This window comes from Agromyces sp. NPDC056965, from assembly GCF_042673425.1.
In the GTDB taxonomy this organism is placed as follows: domain Bacteria; phylum Actinomycetota; class Actinomycetes; order Actinomycetales; family Microbacteriaceae; genus Agromyces.
Genome location: NZ_JBHURI010000007.1, coordinates 42,722 through 57,002, shown reverse-complemented (window position 1 = coordinate 57,002; position 14,281 = coordinate 42,722). Strand labels below are relative to the sequence as shown.

At 69.6% G+C, this 14,281-nt stretch carries 19 protein-coding genes; 7 read left to right on the top strand and 12 right to left on the bottom strand.

Annotated features, from left to right (window positions below):
* The first annotated feature begins 117 nt into the window (after positions 1 to 117).
* Positions 118 to 1,080: a transcriptional regulator TrmB gene (locus ACFTQE_RS03370; RefSeq protein ID WP_376923723.1), complete on the top strand. Its 963-nt coding sequence runs from the start codon at positions 118 to 120 to the stop codon at positions 1,078 to 1,080.
* Between the two features lie 31 nt (positions 1,081 to 1,111).
* On the opposite strand, the gene ACFTQE_RS03365 is transcribed toward ACFTQE_RS03370, so the two are convergent.
* Positions 1,112 to 1,978 (bottom strand): 3-hydroxyacyl-CoA dehydrogenase, encoded by an 867-nt coding sequence (locus tag ACFTQE_RS03365; protein ID WP_376923722.1) that lies wholly within the window; start codon positions 1,976 to 1,978, stop codon positions 1,112 to 1,114.
* Positions 1,975 to 2,529 carry a MarR family winged helix-turn-helix transcriptional regulator gene (locus tag ACFTQE_RS03360; RefSeq protein WP_376923721.1) on the bottom strand — a complete coding sequence of 185 codons (555 nt, stop codon included), beginning with the start codon at positions 2,527 to 2,529 and terminating at the stop codon, positions 1,975 to 1,977. Before ACFTQE_RS03360 ends, ACFTQE_RS03365 begins: the two co-directional genes overlap by 4 nt.
* Positions 2,530 to 2,642: 113 nt before the next feature.
* On the opposite strand from ACFTQE_RS03360, the gene ACFTQE_RS03355 reads away from it, so the two are divergent.
* Positions 2,643 to 3,089 carry a pyridoxamine 5'-phosphate oxidase family protein gene (locus ACFTQE_RS03355; protein WP_376923720.1) on the top strand — a complete coding sequence of 149 codons (447 nt, stop codon included), beginning with the start codon at positions 2,643 to 2,645 and terminating at the stop codon, positions 3,087 to 3,089.
* A gap of 24 nt (positions 3,090 to 3,113) precedes the next feature.
* On the opposite strand, the gene ACFTQE_RS03350 is transcribed toward ACFTQE_RS03355, so the two are convergent.
* Entirely contained in the window at positions 3,114 to 3,488 is a 375-nt protein-coding gene (locus ACFTQE_RS03350) for a VOC family protein (RefSeq protein ID WP_376923719.1), read from the bottom strand.
* Between the two features lie 62 nt (positions 3,489 to 3,550).
* Here ACFTQE_RS03350 and ACFTQE_RS03345 point away from each other — a divergent pair, with 62 nt between their 5' ends.
* Positions 3,551 to 4,363, top strand: a complete 813-nt coding sequence (locus tag ACFTQE_RS03345; RefSeq protein ID WP_376923718.1) for an MOSC domain-containing protein — start codon at positions 3,551 to 3,553, stop codon at positions 4,361 to 4,363.
* A gap of 26 nt (positions 4,364 to 4,389) precedes the next feature.
* Here the strand turns inward: ACFTQE_RS03345 and ACFTQE_RS03340 are convergent, their stop codons facing one another.
* The 3 genes from ACFTQE_RS03340 to ACFTQE_RS03330 form a co-directional block, all read right to left on the bottom strand.
* Complete coding sequence (locus tag ACFTQE_RS03340; protein WP_376923717.1) at positions 4,390 to 4,839, bottom strand: hypothetical protein; 450 nt, start codon at positions 4,837 to 4,839, stop codon at positions 4,390 to 4,392.
* A 124-nt stretch (positions 4,840 to 4,963) separates the two neighbouring features.
* Positions 4,964 to 5,476 carry a methylated-DNA--[protein]-cysteine S-methyltransferase gene (locus ACFTQE_RS03335; RefSeq protein ID WP_376923716.1) on the bottom strand — a complete coding sequence of 171 codons (513 nt, stop codon included), beginning with the start codon at positions 5,474 to 5,476 and terminating at the stop codon, positions 4,964 to 4,966.
* 221 nt (positions 5,477 to 5,697) lie between these two features.
* Positions 5,698 to 6,321: a hemerythrin domain-containing protein gene (locus ACFTQE_RS03330; protein WP_376923715.1), complete on the bottom strand. Its 624-nt coding sequence runs from the start codon at positions 6,319 to 6,321 to the stop codon at positions 5,698 to 5,700.
* A gap of 214 nt (positions 6,322 to 6,535) precedes the next feature.
* On the opposite strand from ACFTQE_RS03330, the gene ACFTQE_RS03325 reads away from it, so the two are divergent.
* Positions 6,536 to 7,630 carry a hypothetical protein gene (locus ACFTQE_RS03325; RefSeq protein WP_376923714.1) on the top strand — a complete coding sequence of 365 codons (1,095 nt, stop codon included), beginning with the start codon at positions 6,536 to 6,538 and terminating at the stop codon, positions 7,628 to 7,630.
* Positions 7,631 to 7,690: 60 nt separating this feature from the next.
* On the opposite strand, the gene ACFTQE_RS03320 is transcribed toward ACFTQE_RS03325, so the two are convergent.
* From ACFTQE_RS03320 to ACFTQE_RS03310, 3 genes are all read right to left on the bottom strand, one after another.
* Positions 7,691 to 8,557, bottom strand: a complete 867-nt coding sequence (locus tag ACFTQE_RS03320; RefSeq protein WP_376923713.1) for a hypothetical protein — start codon at positions 8,555 to 8,557, stop codon at positions 7,691 to 7,693.
* Positions 8,554 to 9,222, bottom strand: coding sequence for a CatB-related O-acetyltransferase (locus ACFTQE_RS03315; protein WP_376923712.1), 669 nt, complete (start codon positions 9,220 to 9,222; stop codon positions 8,554 to 8,556). Before ACFTQE_RS03315 ends, ACFTQE_RS03320 begins: the two co-directional genes overlap by 4 nt.
* A 377-nt stretch (positions 9,223 to 9,599) precedes the next feature.
* Positions 9,600 to 9,812 (bottom strand): hypothetical protein, encoded by a 213-nt coding sequence (locus ACFTQE_RS03310; protein ID WP_376923711.1) that lies wholly within the window; start codon positions 9,810 to 9,812, stop codon positions 9,600 to 9,602.
* A 216-nt stretch (positions 9,813 to 10,028) separates the two neighbouring features.
* On the opposite strand from ACFTQE_RS03310, the gene ACFTQE_RS03305 reads away from it, so the two are divergent.
* Positions 10,029 to 10,316 (top strand): DUF1905 domain-containing protein, encoded by a 288-nt coding sequence (locus ACFTQE_RS03305; protein ID WP_376923710.1) that lies wholly within the window; start codon positions 10,029 to 10,031, stop codon positions 10,314 to 10,316.
* 66 nt (positions 10,317 to 10,382) lie between these two features.
* Here ACFTQE_RS03305 and ACFTQE_RS03300 read toward each other — a convergent pair whose 3' ends face one another.
* A complete protein-coding gene (locus ACFTQE_RS03300; protein ID WP_376923709.1) occupies positions 10,383 to 11,006 on the bottom strand; it encodes an NAD(P)-dependent oxidoreductase in 624 nt (207 codons plus the stop codon).
* A gap of 95 nt (positions 11,007 to 11,101) precedes the next feature.
* On the opposite strand from ACFTQE_RS03300, the gene ACFTQE_RS03295 reads away from it, so the two are divergent.
* A complete protein-coding gene (locus ACFTQE_RS03295; protein ID WP_376923708.1) occupies positions 11,102 to 11,683 on the top strand; it encodes a TetR/AcrR family transcriptional regulator in 582 nt (193 codons plus the stop codon).
* Between the two features lie 31 nt (positions 11,684 to 11,714).
* On the opposite strand, the gene ACFTQE_RS03290 is transcribed toward ACFTQE_RS03295, so the two are convergent.
* On the bottom strand, positions 11,715 to 12,326 hold the full coding sequence (locus ACFTQE_RS03290; protein WP_376923707.1) for a DNA-binding response regulator: 612 nt from the start codon (positions 12,324 to 12,326) through the stop codon (positions 11,715 to 11,717).
* Entirely contained in the window at positions 12,323 to 13,534 is a 1,212-nt protein-coding gene (locus ACFTQE_RS03285; protein WP_376923706.1) for a sensor histidine kinase, read from the bottom strand. The genes ACFTQE_RS03290 and ACFTQE_RS03285 overlap by 4 nt, the downstream gene beginning before the upstream one ends.
* Before the next feature lie 162 nt (positions 13,535 to 13,696).
* On the opposite strand from ACFTQE_RS03285, the gene ACFTQE_RS03280 reads away from it, so the two are divergent.
* On the top strand, positions 13,697 to 14,227 hold the full coding sequence (locus ACFTQE_RS03280; RefSeq protein WP_376923705.1) for a hypothetical protein: 531 nt from the start codon (positions 13,697 to 13,699) through the stop codon (positions 14,225 to 14,227).
* Positions 14,228 to 14,281: the final 54 nt, after the last annotated feature.

Below are 14,281 nucleotides of genomic sequence, written 5' to 3'. Positions count from 1 at the left end.
CGGACTGACTTGCCAAGCAACCTCTCACGGGCCGGTGGCTAGTGTGGTGGCGGAGAGATGCCATGGCTTCGATCCGCCACGACGGCGGATCGGCGTGACGAGGAACGGAAGGCGTTCGTGCTCGAAGCGATCGGACTGGACGACGAGCACACCGCGCTGTACCGGCTCATCCTGCAGTCGCCGTCGGCGAGCGTCGACGAGCTCGCGGCATCCGTCGCGAAGTCGTCCGCCGAGGTGGGCGCGATCGTCGCCGAGCTCGAGCGCCTCGGACTGCTCGCGAGGCAGGCATCCGCCCCCGATCGGGTCGTCGCCTCGCCGCCGTCGCTCGCGCTGCAGCCGATGCTCCTCGATCGCGAACGGCGCCTCACCCAGGCGCACGAGGCGCTCGTCGAACTGAGCGAGATCTACCGGCGCGGGGCGGCCCAGCGCGAGACGCCCGACGTCGTCGACGTCGTGCTCGGTGCGGATGCCGTGCGCCAGCGTTTCGCGCAACTGCAGGCGTCGGCCAGGCAACAGGTGCGGGTGTTCATGCTGAGCGACGTGGCCTTCCTCGACGCCGAGCAGAACACCGCCGAGGACGACGCCCTCGAACGCGGCGTGACCTACCGCGTGATCGTCGAGAAGGCGGTGCTCGAGTGGCCCGGGTTCATCGATGCCGCGCGCGAGTCCGCGCCCTACGGCGAAGAGATCCGCGTGCTGCCGACGCTGCCCACGCGGCTCATCATCGCCGACGACGACATGGCGCTCCTGCCGATGCGCTCCCGCGGCGAGGATCGCTCATCGGGAGCGCTGCTCGTGCATCCGAGCGGCCTGCTCGACCTCGTGATCGCGATCTTCGAGGAGTACTGGGCGACCTCGACCGGGTTCATCTCGACGGGCGAGCTGCCGGGGGCGCACGACGCGGTGGACCGCGACCTGCTGAAGCTCCTGCTGCTCGGCCTCACCGACGCCGCGGCCGGGGCGCAGCTCGGCATCTCGGTGCGCACCGTGCAGCGGCGCGTCGCCGAGCTCATGGAGACGGCGGGCGTCACCACCCGGATACAGCTCGGCGCCGAGGCCGCGCGCCGGTCGTGGGTCTGACCCACGCTCGCTGCGACCCCGGCGCTCGCTGCTACTCGCCCTTCGGGTAGCTGTAGAAGCCCTCTCCAGTGGCGACGCCGAGCTTGCCCTGGTCGATGTAGCGCTCCTTGATGAGCGCGGCGAACGCCTGCTGCTTCGCGCCGCCCATCATCGAGATGTTGTACGCCGTCGTGAGACCGACGATGTCGTAGATCTGGAACGGCCCCATGGGCGCGCCGGTGCCGATGCGCCAGGTCTTGTCGATCGCGTCGGGCTCGGCGATGCCGTCGACGAGCAGCTCGCCGGCCGCCTGCAGGAACGGCACGAGCAGGGAGTTCAGCAGGTAACCCGCCTTCTCCTTCTTGATCTCGATCGGGACCATGCCGATCTCGCCGGCGAACTCGACCACGGCCTGGAAGATCTCGGGGCTCGTGGCCTCGGTGCCCATGACCTCTGCGGTGTTGTGCGCCCAGACCCGGTTCGCGAAGTGCAGCGCGAGGAAGCGGTCGGCACGGCCGGTGAACGACGCGAGGTCGCTCGGCAGCAGCGTCGAGGAGTTGGTGGCGAAGATCGTGTGCTCGGGGGCGAGCGTCGCGAGCTTCTCATAGGTGGCGCGCTTGATCTCGAGGTTCTCGGGGATCGCCTCGATCACGAGGTCGGCCTTCGCCACGGCCTCGCCGAGGTCGGATGAACGGGTGATGCGGCCGAGCGCTGCTTGGGCCTTGCCGTCGGCGGCACCCTCGACACCCTCCGCCACGTAGGTGTCGGCGAGTCCGGCGAAGCGCTGCTTCGCGGCCTCGAGCGCGGCATCGTCGATGTCGTACGCGACGACGTCGAAGCCGCTGTAGGCGGTCTGGTACGCGATCTGCGAGCCGAGCACTCCGGTGCCGAGCACGGTGATGTTGCGCAGTGCGGTCATTGCTGTTCCTTCTTTCCTTCCGTCCCTTGTGGGGCACGGTTCCTCTTGGCCCTGTCGAGAGACGCGGGAGGCGCCTCGAACGGATGCCGCGGGCGGGTCTCCCCCGCGGTGCCGGTGTTGAATCGCTGCAGGTCGTGCGCGAAGCGGGCGACCTCGGCGTCGGTCCAGTCGTCGAGGTTCTCGTCCACCACGCCCTGCAGGATGCCGATTGCCTCGTCGTAGGCCGCCCAGCCCGAATCGGTGAGCTGGAGCGGTCGGCCACGGCCGGAGGCATCCGTCTTCTCGCAGACGACGCCGAGCTTCATGAGGCCCGCGAGCTGGCGCGAGACGGTGGAGCGATTCAGGCGGAACGCCTGCGCGATGTCGATGGAACGGCAACCGGGGTGGTCGACGATGTAGCCGAGGATCGACTGGTCGGTCATGCTCAGGCTGATGTTCGCGATGCGCGCGTCGGCGACGCCACGGCGGCTGATGACGATGAGCGCACGGAGGACGTCGGCGGTCGCGCTGGCGCGCTCCGTCGGCGTTCCGGTGTTCGATTCGCTGGCCATGGTTCCTCCTGTTGCTTATTGCAACAATAGGCTTGCCTGTTGCATTCCGCAACACAAATCTGGGCGAACCGTCTCGCCCGGTAGCGTCGGAGAACGCCGAACGAAGGAAGACGATGACCGACGCCGCACCGCTCGTGCTCGACCCCGCCGACGATCTGCACGCGCGCGCCCTCGCCCGCCTCGCCGGCGAGCGCATCGCGTGGTTCACGAGCACGAGCCGCAGCGGCTATCCGCACGCCGTGCCCGTCTGGTACCTCTGGCACGACGGCGCCGTCATCGTGCTGAGCGAACCGGGCGCGGTGAAGGTGCGCAACGCGAAGCGCGATCCGAAGGTGCTCGTGCACCTCGAGTCGGGCGCCGACGAAGAGCAGCTGACGGTGCTGCAGGGCACCGTCGAGGTGTTCGACGGCGCTTCGCCCGAGTGGATGCCCCGCATCGGCGACGACTACTTCGCGAAGTACGCCGACGACCTGCCGCCGCTCGAGCTCACCCCCGCCTCGATGGCCGCGCGCTACAGCACCCTGCTTCGCGTCACCCCGGTCAGGCTCATCGCCTGGTGAGCCCGCCGGGGTACGCGTCGTAGGTTACCGGTCGGACCAGACGCCGAGTTCGTTGCCGCTCGGATCGGTGAAGTGGAAGCGGCGACCGCCGGGGAACTCGTACGGACCGTTGATCACCGTGCCGCCCGCGGCGGTGACCGCGGCCAGCGTGGCATCGAGGTCGTCGCTGTAGAGCAGCACGAGCGGCCCGCCCTTCGGGATCTCGGCGGCCAGGGTGAGCCCGCCGGCCTCTTCGCCCTCGGCCTCGGCCGACGTGCGGATGCCGACGTACTCGTCTCCGTACGGCGTGAACTGCCAGCCGAATGCTTCACCGTAGAACGCCTGGGCGGCGGCCAGGTCGGTTGCGGAGATCTCGACGTAGTCGATGGTGAGCGGGATGCGATGTTCATGGGTTGCCATGTCCGAAGGCTCCCACCGGCCACCGACAGGACCACCCCGGCGAGGTTCGCTAGCATGCTCGAATGCACGTCACCCGCCTCCGGATCCATCCCGTCAAGTCGTTCGCCGGGTTCGACGTCGATTCGGCAGAGGTGCTGCCGTGGGGTCTCGCGGGCGATCGTCGCTGGGGCGTCGTCGACGCATCCGGCGCCCAGGTGACGGCTCGCGAGAAGAACGGCATGCTCGCGCTGACGGCCGAGCTGCTCGCCGACGGCGGGCTCCTGCTCGGCGATCGCGGCGGCGCCGGCGACCCGCTCCGGGTCGATCTCCCGACGGATGCCGCACCGATCCCCGTCGGCCACTCGCGCCAGGGCAGCGCGCTGCCCGCCGGCGACGAGGCCGACGCCTGGCTGAGCTCTCGGCTCGGCATGGACGCACGACTCGTCTGGCAGCCCGATCCGCGCGAACGCACGGTGAACCCGAAGAACGGCGGCCTCCCCGACGATCGGCTGACCCTGGCCGACTCCGCGCCCGTGCTGCTCGCGAGCGAGGCGTCGCTCGCCCAGCTCAACGCCTGGACCGATGACGAGACGCCGTACCTCGACATGCTGCGCTTCCGGCCGAACATCGTGATCGACGGCGACGAGCCGTTCGCCGAAGACGACTGGCCGTTCGTCGACCTCGGCGAGGTGCGCTTCCGCATCACGAAGGTCTGCGACCGCTGCGTGATGACGACGATCGACCCCGAGACCATCACTCGCGGCAAGGAGCCGATCCGCACGCTCGCGAAGCACCGTCGATGGGGCGGCCAGACGTGGTTCGGCGTGCTCATGGTGCCGCAGTCGGCGGGAACGATCGCGGTCGGCGACGCGGTGCGACCCGTCACCGACGCGTAGGACCGCACCCGGCCGATGGCTTCGGCTCAGGCCCCCTTGCGGCGGGCGATCTCGTCGGAGAGCTGCAGCACCTGGGCGGGGTCCGCGTCGCGGGCGAGGGCGACGTAGTGGTCCATGACGGCCGGCCGGTAGCGCACGGGCAACGTCTGTCCTGGGGCGAGTCGGGTGAGCTCGGTGATCGTGACGGTTTCGTCTGCGATACCGCGGAACGTGATGCCGTCGGCGGTCTCCACGTCGAACATCATGACCAAGCGGGGGTTGCTGTTGAGCTCTCGCCAGTCGACGAGAACACCGAGCGCGAGCGCCCCCGTGCGCAGTTCCGCATGGCGCTTCCGTGCATCACCGCTCATGAGCGGGTTCGGGGCGACGCCCGGGAAGTCGGGCCCGACGCCGAGCGATTCCCGGCTCAGGTCGGGCCTGAGCTGCTCCATCAGCTCTTCGAGGCTGATCTTCTTCTTCTTCTTCGAACCGAACATCCTGGCCCCTTCGTCGCACCGGTGCCGGAATCTCGGCCTGGGGGCTTCGCCCTCACCGCGAGTGTACGTCGCGGCCATTCCCTTCCTGCCCGGCGTCCCGGCGGTGTCGGGAGCGGTATCGGGCTTAGAAGAGCCGCCCTTGCGCGACGACCGGTGCCCCCTCGAGCTCCAGCAGGTGGCGTTTGCGCTCGAGTCCGCCGGCGTAGCCCGTGAGGGATCCGTCGGCGCCGACCACCCGGTGGCACGGCACGATGATGCTGAGCGGGTTGCGCCCGACGGCGTTGCCGACGCGACGCGCGAGATTGCGGTCGCCGAGCCGCGCGGCGAGTTCGCCGTAACTCGTCGTCGTGCCGATCGGGATGTCGCGGAGCATCGCCCAGACGGCCTGCTGGAACTCGTCGCCGACCGGCGCCATCGGCAGGTCGAACGCCGCTCGATCGCCGGCCAGGTACTCGGCGAGCTCGACCCCGAGTCGCATGATGAGGGCGTCGCCGCGGGCCTCCACCTCGACACCGATCGAACCGGATGCCGGTGGGTGCCAGTGTCCCGGAAAGTAGATGCCGACCAGCGCCTCACCGTCGGCGACGACGAGCAGCTCGCCGAGCGCTGTCGGCAGCGTGGCGTGGCGTCGGGTCATGACTCCATCATCGTTGCTCTTCGACCGCCCGCACCCGGTTCAAGTCGCGGAAATCGGACGTGATGATCCGCGACTCGAGTCCTGATGTTCCGCGACTCGAATCCTGTTGCTCCGCGAATCGAATCCTGTTGTTCCGCAAATCGATATGCCAGTTCCCCCTCATCGATGAGGGGGAACTGGCACACGGAATCAGGGACGACGAGTCGAGCGCGACCGCCCGGTCACCGCCGCCTGAGCAACGCCGCGCGATTCGCCTCGTACTTCGGTTTGCCGACCAGGCGCCAGATGAGGCGCACCGGCGCCGGCAGGTGCGTGCGCTGCCACTCGGCACCGCCATCGGGCTGCGCCGCGAGGATCGCGCCGAGCTGCACGAAGGTCTTGCCCTTCGGAGTCGCCTTGCGGCCGTGATCCGCGAGCGCGTCGACCTCCTGGGGTGTCAGCGTCACCTCCATGACGGGCACGATGTTGGTCTCCTCATCGGGCAGGTGCGCGGCGAGGGCGGCGGTGATGCCGTCGAGCGCGGCGAGCACGCCCGCGGCATCCGTCGACCTGCCGCTCGCTCGCCAGGCCGGCAGCGCGGCGTCGAGCGAATTCAGGTGCACGAGCATCAGCGCGTGCTGCTCCTTCATGCGCGCGACGTGCACAGCGCACGCGGGCGCGCGCTGCTCGAGTGCGCCCCACAGCATCGTGTCCTCACCCTCATGGTGGGCGTGCAGCCCGACCGAGAGCATCGAGAGGTGGTCGCCGACGACGTCGGCATGCGAGACATCCGCTTCGCCGACGCCCTCGACGAGCGCGCGACCCTCGCCGAACCCGGCACGGAAGAAGCGGTGGATCTCGGCCATGCCGCTCGCATCGCACGTCTTCGGGGCGCTGTCGCGGCCTGGTTCATTGCCATTCGAGGGAAGCGCGGTGGCGGGCATGTCGACTCCGATCGTCGGTGAGTGGCGCCGTCGCACGCGACCCTACGACGAGCCGGATGCCGCGGCAAGACCCCGCCCGAGGGGTGGCCGGCACGCGCTCGCGTCATGCGCCGCGGCACCGATCTACGATTGCTGGATGCCTGAACTCCCCCGCGTCGCCGGTGCTCACCTCGTCGGATCGATCAACCAGCCCACCGCCGAGGCCACCTTCCGCGTCGTCGCGACGGAGCTCGGCAGCGAGCTCGCGCGCATCCCAGACGGCGAGGTCGGCGAGCGGTTCCACTGGATCCTGTTCCAGGGTGCCGCGTTCGACGCCGTCGACGGGCTCAGCCGCCTTCCGATCGACCCGATCATGGTCGCGGGCTTCGACCTGCGCCCGCTCGTGCTCGACGGCTCGGTCGAGGCATCCGACCTCGTGTTCGGCTCGCTCGGCTACGCGGATGCCGCGGCCGCGAGCTACGCGGACTTCTCACGACTGCGCGACGCGGGCGTTATCGCCGCGGGCACTCGCTTCCAGGTGTGCCTGCCGTCGCCGCTCGCACCCATCACGACCTATGTGGCGCCGGCCGATCGCGCCGCCGTGTACCCGGCGTACGCTGCCGCACTCGCTGCCGAGGTCGACCGCATCGCCGCGGTGGTTCCGGCCGACGACCTCGCCGTGCAGGTCGACATGGCGACCGAGTTCGCCTACCTCGAAGGCGTGAGCCTCGGCGGCGGTCCGCTCGAGGCGTTCTTCGCCGAGGGCGGCGCGGATGCCCCGGGGCTCGTCGACGCGATCGCCGGCCTGGCCGCCGAACTCGCCGCGCGCGTGCCCGCGGGAGCGCAGCTCGGATTCCACCTCTGCTACGGCGACGTCGCCGAGAAGCACTTCGTCGAGCCGACCGACGCGGGCGAGCTCGTCGCCGTCGCGAACGCCCTCGGGGCCCGGCTCGACCGGCCGATCGACTGGGTGCACCTGCCCGTGCCGATCGAGCGCACTGATGCCGCGTACTTCGCGCCCCTCGCCGGGTGGGCGCTGCCCGCCGGGACGACGCCGTTCCTCGGCCTCGTGCACCACGAAGACGGCGTCGACGGTGCGCTCGCCCGCGTCGCTCCCGCCCGCGAGGCCCTCGCGGCCGCCGGCGTCGGCTCGTTCGGCATCGGCACCGAGTGCGGGTTCGGCCGCGGCCCAGCCGACCGCACGGCGAGCCTGCTCGCCCTGCACCGCGAGGTCATCGCGGCCGCCGGCTGACCGACGCAGAACTCCGGCCTGTGGAGTTGTTCGTTTTCTGGCGGTGTTCTGTACCGCCGTCTACGGCCTGATGCCGGCAACGACCCCGCTTTCGAAGGCGATCCATACGACGCCGTCACCATCGAGAGCCAGGCCGTGCGGTTCCTCTCCGATGCCTGAGAGATCGAACTCGGCGAGGTCGCCCTCCGCCGTGATTCTGCCCAGCCTGTTCGCTCCCCATTCTGTGAACCAGCACCCTGTGTCGTCGGCGATCACCGCGTGCGGCCGGCTGTCAGGCGCGAGGGCGAAGTCGCTGACGTGCAGATCGCCGTCAACCCGAAGAATGCTTCCTCGAGCGATGTCGGCGGACCAGACATGCTCCCCTGCTGCCGCGATGCCGACTGGGGCTGCGCCGTCGGGCAGCGTGATGAGTGCGGTATCGCCTGCGGCATCCCATCGCGCGAGCGCCCCGCGCTGGTTGAGCGAAACCCAGACGGAACCGTCCCGATGGGGGGTGGCCATTGCCGGGTATGCGCCATCCAGTGGGACGGCGGCCTCGCTTCGAATTCCGTCCCGACCGACCACGGCGAGCTTATTGTCCTGCATGAGCGTCACCCACGCATCGGGGCCGACAGCCGCGATGCCGTACGGCCCACCCGGAACGTCGATGAAGTTCAGCCGATCATCGCTCGTGATGATGGCGATCCGATCCGCGCCGGTCACCGCGCACCACGTCGCTTCGGAGGTCACGGTGAGCTGCCCTGGCCGCTCACCGATAGTGAACCGGCGCTCGCACCCGTCCGGGGACCGCCGCACGAGCTCCCCGGTGTTCACGAGAGTGACCCACAGGTCCCCGCCCGGCCCGAAGGCAACAGCGTATGGACCGGCCATGCCATAGTCGAGCACCGCAACGCTGTGTGCAGCGACGGGCTCAGTCGTATCAGTCACGTGTTCATCCGCCTTTCATCGTCAATGGCCGTGAGCTCAGCGGGAGTCCCGGCCATGATCGTCGCCGCGCGCTCTGTGATGAGTTCGATGGGCCAGTCCCACCATCGACTGGACATCAGCCGCTGAACATCCTCAGGGGCGAACCGAACCCGGATCCGCCGTGCGGGATTGCCCGCGACGACTGCGTATGGTTCGACATTCCGGGTCACAACGCTGTGCGCGCCGATGATCGCGCCGTCACCGATAGAGATGCCCGGCATGATCGTGGCTTCACGGCCGATCCATACGTCGTTGCCGACGACCGTGTCCCCAGGTTGTTCGATCGCCATGAAGGTTTCGAGAGTGTTGTCCGCCCAAGTCCCGCCGAACATCGTGAACGGATACGTCGACGGTCCGACCATCGGATGGTTTCCTCCCGGCATGAGGAACGTCACGCCTGGTCCGAGCGCGGTGAACCTGCCGATGAGCAGTCGTTGCGGACCATAGAGGTACTTCACGTTCACGTCTTCGAACCGGCCCCCCGCACCCTCATCGTCGTAGTAGGTATAGTCACCGACCTCGATGAGAGGCGAATTGACATCACTCTTGAGGAAACGCACGTTCGTCAAGTCCGGCCTGGTCGAGGGAGTCACAACATCAGGCTGCGGAATCTCGAGCATGCTCATCCTCCAACGGTCATCTGAACCCGGCGAGTCGGGCCGCTATCCACTGGAGACCATAGCGAATGAGCCTGATCTGAAAACCCCAGACGCTGTGCGGACGTCGCGTGCGAAAGACCCGGAAGAACAACAGATTTCTGAGACATGCCCGGAATCGACCAACGATTTCGCCACCACCCGCAGCTCTACAGCCGACTCGGCTTCTCCCACCACTACGGAACCCTCGGTCGCGAAGAGCGCCTCTTCGTCCTCGCCCGCAACTGGAAACGATCACCCGAGAGCAGAAGACGCCGCCGTCAAGCGCCCAAGTCCACAGCTCCGGCCCGCGCCGATGAGGCGGGGCCGGAGCACGAGCAGAGGAGGCGATCGACGCGCGGCGGCGATCAGTGCGCGACCGGGAGGCCGTCGATGCGCTGCCGCGAGCGGCCCTGGCGCCACTCGGCGAACCGGCCTGCGAGGCCGTGACCGCCGTCGGCGCGCTCGCCCGCCAGCGCCCGGCGGTCGGCGGCGTTCCGACGCCGCTCGTTGAGGCGACCCGCGTCGAGCTCGTCGTGCATCTGCAGCGTCTGTGCGACGTAGCCGTATGCGAGGTTCATGATTCCGATCCCTTCGAGACCTGCTGGGCCGGGTTCCGGCCACTGAGACCAGATTCCTCGCTGAGGTAGGGGGTGCGTATCGGGCGAGTGCCTCATCTTCGGCGGGATTCGGCACCTCAGATGGGCGCCGCCCACCTCAGATGAACCGCCCTACCTTAGACGCGGCCCAGTCGACGTCGCGGCCCCGGTCTCACCGGCCACGAGTACGATCGCGACATGCGCATCCGCTTCACCGCCGAGATCTACGAATGGACCGCGCGACGCAACTGGTTCTTCGTCGACGTGCCGCCCGAGCCGAGCGCCGACATCTCCGACCAACCGCGGATGCCGCGCGGCTTCGACTCCGTGCGCGTGGTCGCGACGGTCGGCGGCACGACGTGGGCCACCTCGATCTTCCCGGGCGGCGACACCTACGCGCTGCCGCTCAAGAAGGCCGTGTTGAAGGCCGAGGGCATCGGCGAAGGCGACGAGATCGAGATCGACCTCGACGTGCTCGACGGCTGACCGACGCCGAGCACCGGAACGACCGCGCAGCCGCACCGTCACGACCGCGCCGCACCGTCACCTCGCCTACGCCGCGACGGTGATCGTCGCCCCGACGGTCGCCTCGTCGTCGAGCACATCGAGCACCGCGGCCGCGAGGTCGGCCCTGCGGATCGAGATGCCGAACGGCACTCCCCCGCCGTTCGCGCGACGGTAGCGGCCGCGCGCCTCGCCGTCCTTGAGCTGCGGCGGTCGCACGATCGTCCAGTCGAGCGCGCTCGATCGCACGACGGGCTCGGTCGCGACGAAATCGGCGAAGGGCTCGCGCAGGATGCGCTGCACGATCGGCTTCGCGACGAACTTCAGGAACGGATCGTCGCCGTCGCTGAACGGCCCGCTCGCACTGACGACGATGAGACGTCGCACATCGGCGGCGCGCATGGCGGTCACGAGTGCCGGCATGCTCTCGCGCATCACGGTGTGGTCGGTGCTGGCCGAGGTCGGCCCGATCGCGAACACCGCGGCGTCGACGCCCTCGAGGGCAGCGGTGAGCGCGTCGACATCACGCCCCTCGGCGATGCGCTCGGTGGCTCCGCTCGGCGCTGATGCCGGGCGCCGCACGACCGCGACCACCTCGTGGCCCCGCGCTCGCGCCGCGTCGACGATGAGGCCGCCCGTGCGGCCCGAAGCTCCCAGTACTGCGATTCTCATGGCTGTCCTTCGGTCGAAGTCTGGTGAGTAAGCATTTACTCACCTGCCTCGATGATACGGTGAGCAAACACTCACCTGTCAAGTGGAAGGCCAGGATGCCTCAGCTCCCCACCACCCGCGACCGCATCCTCGACGCCGCCGCGATCGTGCTCGTCGATCGTGGCGTGGTCGGCGCGACGACCCGCGAGCTCGCCCGTGCCGCCGGGTGCTCCGAAGCGCTCATCTACAAGCACTTCGCCGACAAGCAGGAGCTCTTCCTCGCCGTGCTCACCGAGCGGATGCCGCGCATCGAACTGCCCGAGGCATCCGACCGGGCGTTGCCCGAGACGCTCGCGGGCATCGTGACCGCGCTGCTCTCGTTCTTCACGCGCACCTTTCCGATGTCGGCGTCGATCTTCGGCGCACCCGAACTGCTCGCCGAGCACCGCGAGGGCGTGCGTGCGCGCGGCTACGGCCCCGAGGGGGTCGTGCCGCTCGTTGCACGCCTGCTCCGCGAGGAGCAGGCGACCGGGCGCATCCGCGCGGATGCGGATCTCGAGTCGGCCGCACGGCTGATCGTGGGCGTCGCGTTCCACCGCGCATTCCTCGCCGCGTACGAGGGCGAGCGAGAGGTGACGGATGCCGCGGCCTTCGCCGAGCGCAGCGTCGAGATGCTCGTGCCGGGGCTCGCGCCCTGACCAGCAGCGCCGCACCGCGCGTGCGCAGCGCTCAGATCCAGCCCTGCTGCCACGCCTTCTCGGCGGCCTCGTGCCGCGACGAGGCGTCGAGCTTCGTCATCGCCGAGGACAGGTAGTTGCGCACGGTGCCCTGCGCGAGGTGCAGGCGTTCGGCGATCTGCTGCACGCTCGTCGTCGAGCGGCTGTAGCGCAGCGCGTCGAGCTCGCGATCGGTGAGCGGGCAGCGTTCCGCCGTGAGCGCGGTCGCCGCGATCTCGGGGTCGATGTAGCGGCGCCCCGCTGCGACGTCGCGGATGACGTGCGCGAGGTCTTCGGCGGGCGTCGACTTCGGCACGAAGCCCGAGACCTTCGATGCCAGCGCACGCCGCAGCACACCTGGGCGGGCGTGCCGGGTCACGATCACGACGCGGGTCGGCACCTCGGCGAGGATTCGCGCCGCGGCCTCGAGCCCGTCGGCGTGCGGCATCTCGAGGTCGAGCAGGCACACGTCGGGCGCGGTCGCGATCGCCAGTTCGACGGCGGTCACGCCGTTGTCGGCGCTCGCGACGACCTCGATGTCGGGCTCGAGGTTCAGGAGCGCGACGAGGGCGCCGCGGATGAGGTGCTCGTCGTCGGCGATGAGCAGGCGGATGCCGCCGCTCATGCCGTCACCCGCGCACCCACGGGCACCGTGGCCCGGAGCTCGAAGCGGGCGCGCGAGGCATCCGTCGACGTCTCGAGCGTGCCGCCCACGGCGGCGAGCCGCTCGCGCAGGCCGGCGAGCCCCGAGCCCGGCGCGCGCAGGGCGGCAGGGCCGGGCGCCGAGGCATCCGCCACCGGCACGCCGTCGTTCGCGATCGCGAGCTCCGTGCGCTCGGCCGTCGTCGTCAATTCGATCGTCACCGTCGTGGCCTCGCTGTGTCGCAGGATGTTGGTCGTCGCCTCGCGCACGACCGACGCGAGCGCGCTCTGCGCGAGGGCGTCGGCGGGCAGCGGCCCGAGTCGCAGGGTGCATTCGGCGCCCGACGCGGTGAGCACCTCGCGGGCGTTCTCGAGCTCGTCGTCGAAGGCGACGTGCCGGTAGCCGGCGACGAGCGAGCGCGTCTCTTCGAGGGCCTGCTTCGCGATGAGGCGGGTCTCGTGCACGAGTTCGCGAGCGGCGGCCGGGTCGATCTCGAGCATGCGCTCGGCGAGCTCGGACTTCAGGGAGATGACCTGCAGGTGGTGCCCCTGGATGTCGTGCAGGTCGGAGGCGAAGCGCAGCCGTTCCTGCGTCACGGCGAGCTCGGCGGCCGTGCGGCGATGCCGATCGAGCTGCACCACGACCTCCCACCACCACATGCTCGTGAGGAGCATGACCGGCAGCATCGCGGCGAAGATGACGATCATCCACGTGTCGGAGTTGCGCCCGAACGAGAACGGCACGCCCGTCACGACCGTGGCGAGCATCGGGTGTGCGATGACCGTGACGAGGCCGGCGAGCAGCACGAGGCGGCGCTGCGGCTTCGGCAGCAGGCAGGCGACGAGGGAGGCAGCCGCCCACAGCGGCACCGCGGCCGCGAGCTCGTTGCCCGATGAGAAGAGGCCGACCACCCAGACGGCCAGCGCGGGCGCCACGAGTGACGCCGTCCACCAGGGGTTCGGCAGGCCGCCGCCGCGGCCGACGCGGAGGAACCAGCAGTACCGCAGCTGCATCGCCGACGCGATGAGCAGCAGCACCACGAGCACGGCCGTGACGACATCGTCGGTGCGCACGTACGTCTCGAGCATCGACAGCACGACCACGAGGTCGAGGAATCCGAAGAAGAAGACGATCGACCCGAGCGTGTACAGCCAGGTGGTCTGCACACTGCGTGCGGGTTCGGCGGGCATGGATCCGAGCCTAGGGCAGTGACATTTGTCACGGTCCGAGGTGCGAATTCCCACGCGATCGCCTGACACCGCGGCACTGCCGCGACCGAGCCCCGCCGCGAAGGATTGAACCACGCCATCCGGCACCGACCGAACTTCGCTCTCCCTACGAAAGGACTCGTCGTGATCGACGCCCTGCAGGACTTCACCACCTCCCTCCCCTCCTTCCTCCAGTGGTTCGGGGTGATGCTCGTGGCGGCGATCCCGTTCATCGACTCGTACTTCGGAGCGGTGATCGGCGTGCTGATCGGGCTGCCGACCGCCCTCGCGATCGGGGTGGCCGTCGTCGGCAACGTCATCTCGATGCTGATCTTCGTGATGACGGCGCACGGCGTGCGCGGCAAGGTCGTCGCCGGCAAGGCCGCGGCGGCACGCGGCGCCGCCGTCGCCGGGTCGGACTCCGGATCGGACGCCGGCGAGGCACCCGTCGAGTCGCCGCGGCGCGAGAAGATCCGTCGGGCGTTCGACAAGTACGGCGTCGCGGGCGTGAGCCTCGTCGGCCCGGCCATCCTGCCGAGCCAGTTCACCTCCGCCGCGATGGTGTCGTTCGGCGCGAACCGCAATGCCGTGATCTTCTGGCAGATCATCTCGATCGTGCTGTGGGGCACGGTGTTCGGCGTGCTCGCCACGCTCGGGGTCTCGCTGTCGCGCTGACCGCTTCGGCCCGGGGCGGCACGCCTCGCCCCGCTTCGCCTCGCCCCGCTTCGC

Excerpts from the sequence above, each read along its gene's own strand:
- ACFTQE_RS03325 (WP_376923714.1), top strand. The coding sequence starts at position 6,536 with ATGCCTGAACTCCCCCGCGTCGCCGGTGCTCACCTCGTCGGATCGATC.
- ACFTQE_RS03290 (WP_376923707.1), bottom strand. The coding sequence starts at position 12,326 with ATGAGCGGCGGCATCCGCCTGCTCATCGCCGACGACGAGCACCTCATC.
- ACFTQE_RS03345 (WP_376923718.1), top strand. The coding sequence starts at position 3,551 with ATGCACGTCACCCGCCTCCGGATCCATCCCGTCAAGTCGTTCGCCGGG.
- ACFTQE_RS03305 (WP_376923710.1), top strand. The coding sequence starts at position 10,029 with ATGCGCATCCGCTTCACCGCCGAGATCTACGAATGGACCGCGCGACGC.
- ACFTQE_RS03295 (WP_376923708.1), top strand. The coding sequence starts at position 11,102 with ATGCCTCAGCTCCCCACCACCCGCGACCGCATCCTCGACGCCGCCGCG.
- ACFTQE_RS03355 (WP_376923720.1), top strand. The coding sequence starts at position 2,643 with ATGACCGACGCCGCACCGCTCGTGCTCGACCCCGCCGACGATCTGCAC.
- ACFTQE_RS03310 (WP_376923711.1), bottom strand. The coding sequence starts at position 9,812 with ATGAACCTCGCATACGGCTACGTCGCACAGACGCTGCAGATGCACGAC.
- ACFTQE_RS03360 (WP_376923721.1), bottom strand. The coding sequence starts at position 2,529 with ATGGCCAGCGAATCGAACACCGGAACGCCGACGGAGCGCGCCAGCGCG.
- ACFTQE_RS03330 (WP_376923715.1), bottom strand. The coding sequence starts at position 6,321 with ATGGCCGAGATCCACCGCTTCTTCCGTGCCGGGTTCGGCGAGGGTCGC.
- ACFTQE_RS03350 (WP_376923719.1), bottom strand. The coding sequence starts at position 3,488 with ATGGCAACCCATGAACATCGCATCCCGCTCACCATCGACTACGTCGAG.
- ACFTQE_RS03285 (WP_376923706.1), bottom strand. The coding sequence starts at position 13,534 with ATGCCCGCCGAACCCGCACGCAGTGTGCAGACCACCTGGCTGTACACG.
- ACFTQE_RS03315 (WP_376923712.1), bottom strand. The coding sequence starts at position 9,222 with ATGAGCATGCTCGAGATTCCGCAGCCTGATGTTGTGACTCCCTCGACC.
- ACFTQE_RS03335 (WP_376923716.1), bottom strand. The coding sequence starts at position 5,476 with ATGACCCGACGCCACGCCACGCTGCCGACAGCGCTCGGCGAGCTGCTC.
- ACFTQE_RS03300 (WP_376923709.1), bottom strand. The coding sequence starts at position 11,006 with ATGAGAATCGCAGTACTGGGAGCTTCGGGCCGCACGGGCGGCCTCATC.
- ACFTQE_RS03365 (WP_376923722.1), bottom strand. The coding sequence starts at position 1,978 with ATGACCGCACTGCGCAACATCACCGTGCTCGGCACCGGAGTGCTCGGC.
- ACFTQE_RS03340 (WP_376923717.1), bottom strand. The coding sequence starts at position 4,839 with ATGTTCGGTTCGAAGAAGAAGAAGAAGATCAGCCTCGAAGAGCTGATG.